Genomic DNA, 7,526 nt, shown 5'->3' on the forward strand with positions numbered 1-7,526 from the left:
CCAACGCGACGGATCAGGGATAAGCGAGGCCTTTTTCCCCCTTGTTTTCAATTTGGACTGGGGAGGAGAAGGAGACACGGTCTCTCTGCTCCAGTCCCCATCCGACTTGGCGCAAGCCCTGTCAATGGCCGAGCGTTATGAGCGGTCTGGTCAGCGGGGATTCGTCCTGCAGACCTGCCTCAACGACTCGAATCGCACGCTGCGGGTCGCCGTGATCGGGCAAACCCAGAGGGCCTACTGGAGAATTCAGGACAACCCGGGTGTTTTTGGCACCGACCTGGCCAGGGGCGCGCGTATCGATACTGAATCTGACCCGAATCTTCGTCAGAAGGCCCTGGCCCTGACTCGCCGCTTCTGCCGGCAGTCGCGAATCAACCTGGCCGGATTCGATTTTATTTTCGAGCGATCCGGGGCCGCCAAAGACGATCTGCACCCGCTTTTTCTGGAGATCAACTACTTCTTCGGCAGAACCGGTCTGGGGGGCTCTGCCCGTTTCTATACGATGTTGCAGGCTGAGATTGACAAGTGGCTGGTCGGTTTAGGGCTGGCGGTTGACCGGTCATCCAAGGCCAAGGAGAAGCAATGAAGCCTTATGCCTATGATCTGGATGAGCAGGATCTCAAGCGAGAGCGACAAAAAGCACGCGCATTGCGGCAGTCCCCGTGGTGGAAACGTAAATGTGCCAAAGGCCGTTGCTATTATTGCGGCAGTCGGACACCGGCAGCCGAGTTGACCATGGATCACATCGTCCCCGTGGCCAGAGGAGGAAAGAGCACCAAGGGAAATGTGGTTCCGGCATGCAAGCCCTGCAACAACAAGAAAAAACAATTGCTTCCCATGGAGTGGGAGGCATACCTTCAGAGGCATCAATCCTTGCCGTAATGCACGACTGCCGAATCCATGACGCGATGGGCGGCGAATTACCCCGGCCAGGACGCTGCCGACCCAGCTAGGAATTGTCAGCGCTTTTCGCTGCATCGCTGTTGACAACATCACGAAACTGTCTTTTAATCGCTCGACCATGAGTGGTTCCGGAACGTCAACCCCGGGGAGGTCTAATGCGCACCGAAAAAGAGCGGAACCTGCTGCTCAGGGCGCTGGATGCGTTCAAACGAAAGATTGTCGTTATCTCCAGAGATTTTCACATTCTGGCCTCGGCCGGTGTTGACGCTCTCATTGACGGGGAATCGCCATCGGGAAAATGTTGCCACGAGGTGTTTTACAGCCGCCCCGAACCCTGCGACAACTGCCCGGTCAAAAAAGTCATGGTTACGGGAAAGCCGTCTCTGCGGGACCTTTCTTCAAGTTCGTTGAGCAAACAAAAACGGTCCTGCTTGTATGCCTACCCCATCACCGACGAGGATGGGCAGGATGCGATGACGATTTTCAACTTTGAACTTCCGGCGCTGGAGGGACTTGAGGAAGAGCTTCGGCGGGCCAACAGTTTTTTATATAATCTGCTCCAAAGCGCATGCGACGGGGTGATCGCCGCCGACATGACCGGCAAGATCATCATCTTCAATGACGCCGCCGCCGAGGTGACCGGCCATAGTGTGGAAGCGGCCCTCGATCATCTGAACATCAAAGCGATTTACGAGGGGGACGGCGCCAAAACGGTGATGCGGCACCTAAGAAGTGAACAGTATGGCGGCAAGGGAAAGCTGAAAAAATATCGCATCAATGCGGTTGGTAAAAACGGCGAGAAAATTCCCATCAGCCTCTACGCTTCGATCATCTACGATGAAAATGGTAAAGAAGCCGGTTCGATTGGTTTCTTCCATGACCTGAGAGAGCGTATCCACATTCAGCAGAAACTGGAAAAAACCCAGCTCCAGTTGATTCAGTCCGAAAAAATGGCTTCCCTGGGAAAATTGTCCGCCGGGGTGGCGCACCAGCTTAACAACCCGCTGGGCGGGATCACGCTATACACCAAACTGATGCTGGAAGACTATGATCTGGAGGACTCTGCCAAAGAGGATCTGTATCGGATTTTAAAAGACGCCCAGCGATGCCGTGACACCGTCAAGGAACTGCTTGAGTTTGCCCGGCAGACACGCCAGTTCATGAAGCCATTGAACATAAACAACGCGATTGATCGGACCCTTTTTCTTATCGAGAACCAGACCCTTTTTCATAACATTACCGTGAAAAAGAAAATGGCCCCCTTCGTCCCCCTGGTGTTGGCGGACACCCAGCAGCTGGGCCATGTGTTCATGAACATCATCATCAATGCGGCCCAAGCCATGGACGGCAACGGCACGATTACCATCAGCACCCGGGAATCAGCCACCAAGGATCGGGTGATAATCGAATTTTCCGACACCGGTCCTGGAATATCCGCTGAGGACTTGGAACATATCTTCGAGCCTTTTTTTACCACCAAAGAAGAGGGCAAGGGAACCGGATTGGGACTGAGCGTCGTATACGGGATCGTTGAAAATCACGGCGGCAGCATTACCGCCCGAAGCATTCCCGGCCGCGGCAGCACCTTTATCATCGAACTTCCCACCACCCGTGAAACCGAAAAAGGAGCTGAATATGCAGAGCACGCCTGATCCCGAAACCGTTCTGGTGATCGATGATGAAAAGGGCATCCGGGACGGATCGGAGCGGATCATCAGCCGCATGGGGTGCAATGCACTGACGGCCCAAAACGGTCAAGAAGGGCTGGACGTTATCGAGCGGACCGATGTGGCCATCGTCTTGCTGGATCTGAAAATGCCCGGCATTGACGGGATGGAGGTTCTCAAGCGTATACAGGCCATGGGCCGGGACATACTGGTCATTGTCATCACCGGCTTTGCCACCATCGAAACCGCAATCGAGGCCATGAAGCGGGGTGCCTACGATTTTGTTCCCAAACCCTTCGAGCCGGATCAGCTGAGAATCGTGGTTAACCGGGCTCGGGAAAAGATCCGGCTTCAAAGGGACACGGTGAAGCTGGAAGCCGAGCGGCAGAGAACGCTGGCGGACCTGGGAACGGAAAAAAGCAGGATCCACACCATCGTCGATTCGATTCCCAACGGGATCGTGGTGACCAATACCGACGGTCAGGTGGTGCTGATGAATCCGGCCTTTTGCCGGCTGTTGGATCTGGCCGACGACACGGCTACTGGCGGTCAGATTTCAAGCTACATTCCTGACGAGGGGTTGTGCCGGTTGATTGTGGAAATATCCAGCGGGCGGCATGTGGATTTTGACGATATTCCCACCTACGAATTTTCCTTCGGCGGCGAGCGGTTTCTCATGGCCCGCGGTCGTCCGGTAATTGGCGAGCGCAAAGCGTGCCTGGGGGCGGTGGTCACCGTCATCGACATTACCAATATGAAGGTGCTGGACCGGCTCAAGTCTGAGTTTGTGGCCAAGGTTTCCCATGAGCTTAGAAGCCCACTGTCCACTATCCACGAGCAGCTGGCACTGGTGCTTAACGATCTGATGGGGCAGCTCAGTGAATCGGAGGAGCACTTGCTCTCCCGGGCCAAGGAAAAAACCCAGGGCTTGATTTCCACCATCGGCGACTTGCTGGATCTTTCACGGATTGAATCTGGAACCACCTGCCAGGAACCCAAACCGGTTCAGCTGGAAGATCTGCTCGGCAATATCGTTGATTTTCTCGGCACCCGCGCCAAGACCAAGGCGCAGGCGCTCATCATGGACCGGCCGGCCGATCTGCTGCCGACCATCAAAGCCGACCCGTTGGCCTTGGAGAGCATCTTCGGCAACCTGATCACCAACGCCATCAACTACACCCAAAACGGTGGTGAAATTAAAGTCAAGGTGGACATGACCGGCATCAACCTGCGGGTCCGGGTGATTGACAATGGATTCGGTATCGAAGCGCGCTACCTGGATAAAATTTTCGAACGGTTTTTCCGGGTGAAGAACGACAAGACCCGCTTCATCACCGGCACCGGGTTGGGCCTGCCCATCGTCAAAGGGTTGGTGGAGGCGTTAAAAGGCCGGATCAGCGTTGAGAGCGTTCCGGACAAGGGAACCACCTTTACGGTGCTGCTGCCGGTTGACTAAGCATTCCTTTTCTTAAATCGGAACGATATTGGGTGTCGGGTGTAATTTTACTTGACCGCGCCGGCCACATTAGCTACTGAGAGGGAAAAAACATTGATACGCGCCCGCCTACTTGGGCGCCATATTAAATGAGTTATGCAACAGGCATCAGCCACCCAGGCTCAAACGGGGTGGCTGTTTTTATTTCGCGGGGAGGCAATGATGGCCAGGCTGCTTGTCATCGACAACTACGATTCTTTCACCTACAACCTGGTGCAGATGTTCATGCACTACGACCTGGATATCAAAGTTCACCGCAGCGACCGAATTACCCTGGCCCAGGCGGCCGCTGCCCGGCCCGACTATGTGTTGATCAGTCCGGGGCCCAAGGACCCCGTCCACGCCGGCATCTCTAAGCCGCTGATCCAGGCGTTTTATCAAACGACCCCCATTTTGGGTATTTGCCTGGGTATGCAGTGCATCAATGAGGTGTTCGGCGGCCGCACCGTCCGATCTCCGGCTCCCATGCACGGTAAAACCAGCCTGGTTTATCACCATCAGGAAGCCATTTTTTCACAAATGCCCACCCCGTTGAAGGCCGCCCGATATCACTCGTTGGCGGTGCAATTATCGGAAGCAGCCCTCGAGCGGCAACTCGCGGTTACCGCACGCACCGCGGATGCGACGATCATGGGGTTGTCCCATCGGCGTTTTCCGCTTCACGGCGTACAGTTTCACCCGGAAAGCTTTTTAACCGAACATGGATTCATCCTGGTCGAGAACTTCCTTCGGCTGGGCCCGCTGAAAGGCGAGCTGGCACTGGCAAAGGTAGGACCTGGGGCACCCAACCCCGCGGTCGTTCGCGGGTTCAACAGTTCCGTGTGCAAAGAAAACTTCAGCCACATTAGCCATTAACGGTAAACGATGATTCGATAAGTGGTGACGTGTCGGAGTTATTCGCGTAGCGATTGGCGAAGGCATCGATCGTGTGGTGGTCCACCAACAAGGTACACGAATGAAAACAAAACCCAGCACGTTCAACCCTGAACCTGCGAACGCCTGCGGTCTGTTGAAACCCTTGAGCACCCATTTGCCCCGCATTTCCGGGGTTCGGACAGAAACGGTTTGTCTGGAAGAGCCCTTTGCGGACATGGCGGCCCGTTTCGCCAACGAACCCGGAACGGTGGTGCTGCTCAGTGGCGGGGACCTGGACTGCGCCCGTTACCACATCCTGGGCATCCATCCCTGGCTTTCGCTCACCGGACGGTCCGGAGAAACGACGGTCGTCATTGACGGGACGTCCCATGTGGCGACACAAGCACCGCTGGATAGTCTTGAAACGGTTCTGGCCTGCTGCCGTCTGAACATTGGCGAGACATTCGCTCCCGTTGCCGCCGGCCTCTTCGGATATCTGGCCTACGACCTGAAAGACGGCCTGGAAGCCCTGCCCCGAACCACCCTCGACGACCTTGGCCTCCCCCAGCTTTGTTTTTTTGCCCCGACACTGATTGTGGTGCACGATAAGGCCAGCGGCGCGACCCAGATTCATGCACCCGTTCGCCAAGGCCAGGATGATAAAGCGGTAAACGCGGCCATAGAAGGATTTATGCACGCGTTGAAGTCACCGCCGACGTCTCCCGGAGCGTTCGCAGGAACCGGGCAGTCATTGAAGTCCAATTTCACCCGTTCCGATTACACCTCCTCGGTAAAGCGGATCAGGGAATACATTGCTGCCGGTGACCTCTATCAGGTCAATCTGTCCCAACGCTTTGAAATGGGCTTCAGTGGCGACAGCTACACGCTTTTCAAAGCCCTATTCCAGATGAACCCAGCCCCGTTTTTCGCCTACGTCAATGCCGGCGATCACCAGATCGTCTCCACTTCTCCGGAACGGTTTCTGCTTCGCAACGGCAGTCGGATTGAAACCCGTCCCATCAAAGGTACCCGTCCACGGGGGAAGACCCCGGAAGAAGACCGGGAAATGAAGTCCGCGCTGGCCCGCAGTCCCAAAGATGATGCCGAGCTTTCCATGATCGTGGACTTGCTGCGCAACGACCTCGGCAAGGTGTGCGCCGGAGGTTCGGTGGTCTTGGCTCAGCACAAACGCCTGGAAGCCTACCAGAACGTCTACCACCTGGTTTCCGTCGTGGAGGGAACGCTTGCCGAGGGAAATGATTCCGTGGACTTGATCCGGGCCACCTTTCCCGGAGGCTCGATCACCGGATGCCCCAAGATCCGCTCCATGGAGATCATCGACGAGCTGGAAACCGTTCGCCGCCACGTCTACACCGGATCCATCGGGTATATCAGCTTTCACGACACCATGGACCTGTCCATCGCCATCCGTACGGCGACCATCATCGGCGACCGCCTTGTTTTTTCCGTGGGGGGCGGCATTGTCCATGACTCCGACCCTGAGGACGAGTATGAAGAAACCCTTCATAAGGGACGGACGCTGATGTCGGTGTTCGAGCAAGCGGGCAATGGCTCGCAGACGGACACCGGCGCAGATCTCTGGGTGTGGCAGGGCGGCCGGTTGATGCACCAGGAGCGGGCGGCTGTGCCTGTATCCGACCTGGGGCTTCAGTACGGGTTCGGTTTTTTCGAGACGATCCGCGTGGAAAAAGGATTTCCCTGCCGCTTGCAGGCCCACCTGGATAGGTTCAACCGGACCTGGACAGCCTTGTTGGGCGTTGCCCCGCCCGACCTGACCTGGGCGTCGATCATCGCCCAGGTCGTCGAGGTAAACGGTCTGAACCAGGCATCGGCGGCGCTCAAGATCCTGGCTACGCGAGGTGATGCGAGCCGCTCCCCACATCTGGGAGCCCTGTTGGTGACCGCCCGGCCCTACATTCACCGCTTGACGGTTCTGGGGGCACCCGGGCTGAAGCTGGCAACCTACCCACACCGACGGCTGTCACCGCTGGCGGATTTCAAGACGCTGAACTATTTATACTACCATCAGGCCGGTGCGTGGGCCCGGGAGCAGGGTGCGGACGAGGCGGTTGTCCTGAACCCGGACGGCACGCTTTCCGAAACCCATACGGCCAATATTCTGGTGGTGTCGGGAAAGACGGTAACCCGCCCCCGGTCTTCCCACGTGCTGCCCGGCGTGATGCAGGCGGTGGTTTCCCGGCGCTTGCAGGCTTTGGGATTCTCAATGGATGATCGCACCCTCCTGCCCGATGCGGTCTGGGATGCCGACATGGTTCTACTCACCAATTCCCTCATGGGTGCGGTGCCGGCCTTGAGCCTGGACAACCGGCCTCTAAATTATGACAAATCCCTTGCCAAAGCCCTTAACAAGGGGCTATTCGATACACGGGAGGGCGGCGATGGCCTACGATGAGAAGTTGGAAGCGCGCATCCTGTCGACCATCGACGGGTGGAAAAAGGTTTCAACCATAAAGATGTTCGGTGGGGTTTGTCATCTGATCCATGGCAACATGTTCTGCGGGGTCTACAAGAACTTTTTGATTCTTCGCCTGGGTGAAGCCTCAGCGGCCGAGGCCCTGTCCAAC

The 7,526-nt window shown here is 56.6% G+C and carries 7 protein-coding genes; all 7 read left to right on the top strand.

The window, feature by feature from the left end; genetic code table 11:
- Window positions 1-586: hypothetical protein (locus ABYV26_RS16620; protein WP_372682477.1), on the top strand; the 586-nt coding region annotated here is incomplete at its 5' end.
- Window positions 583-882, top strand: a complete 300-nt coding sequence (locus ABYV26_RS16625) for an HNH endonuclease (RefSeq protein WP_372682478.1) — start codon at window positions 583-585, stop codon at window positions 880-882. The genes ABYV26_RS16620 and ABYV26_RS16625, both read left to right, overlap by 4 nt.
- 176 nt (window positions 883-1,058) lie before the next feature.
- Complete coding sequence (locus tag ABYV26_RS16630) at window positions 1,059-2,555, top strand: ATP-binding protein (protein WP_372682479.1); 1,497 nt, start codon at window positions 1,059-1,061, stop codon at window positions 2,553-2,555.
- The gene (locus tag ABYV26_RS16635) at window positions 2,539-4,026 is read left to right on the top strand and encodes an ATP-binding protein (RefSeq protein WP_372682480.1); all 1,488 of its coding nucleotides are present in this window, start codon (window positions 2,539-2,541) and stop codon (window positions 4,024-4,026) included. Before ABYV26_RS16630 ends, ABYV26_RS16635 begins: the two co-directional genes overlap by 17 nt.
- 201 nt (window positions 4,027-4,227) lie before the next feature.
- Window positions 4,228-4,920 (top strand): aminodeoxychorismate/anthranilate synthase component II, encoded by a 693-nt coding sequence (locus ABYV26_RS16640; protein WP_372682481.1) that lies wholly within the window; start codon window positions 4,228-4,230, stop codon window positions 4,918-4,920.
- A gap of 100 nt (window positions 4,921-5,020) precedes the next feature.
- Window positions 5,021-7,354 (top strand): aminodeoxychorismate synthase component I, encoded by a 2,334-nt coding sequence (gene pabB / locus ABYV26_RS16645; protein WP_372682482.1) that lies wholly within the window; start codon window positions 5,021-5,023, stop codon window positions 7,352-7,354.
- Window positions 7,341-7,526, top strand: a 186-nt coding sequence (locus ABYV26_RS16650; protein WP_372682483.1) for a TfoX/Sxy family protein, incomplete at its 3' end; no start/stop codon positions are given. The genes pabB and ABYV26_RS16650, both read left to right, overlap by 14 nt.

This window comes from Desulfosarcina sp. (assembly GCF_041551955.1).
Lineage (GTDB): Bacteria > Desulfobacterota > Desulfobacteria > Desulfobacterales > Desulfosarcinaceae > Desulfosarcina.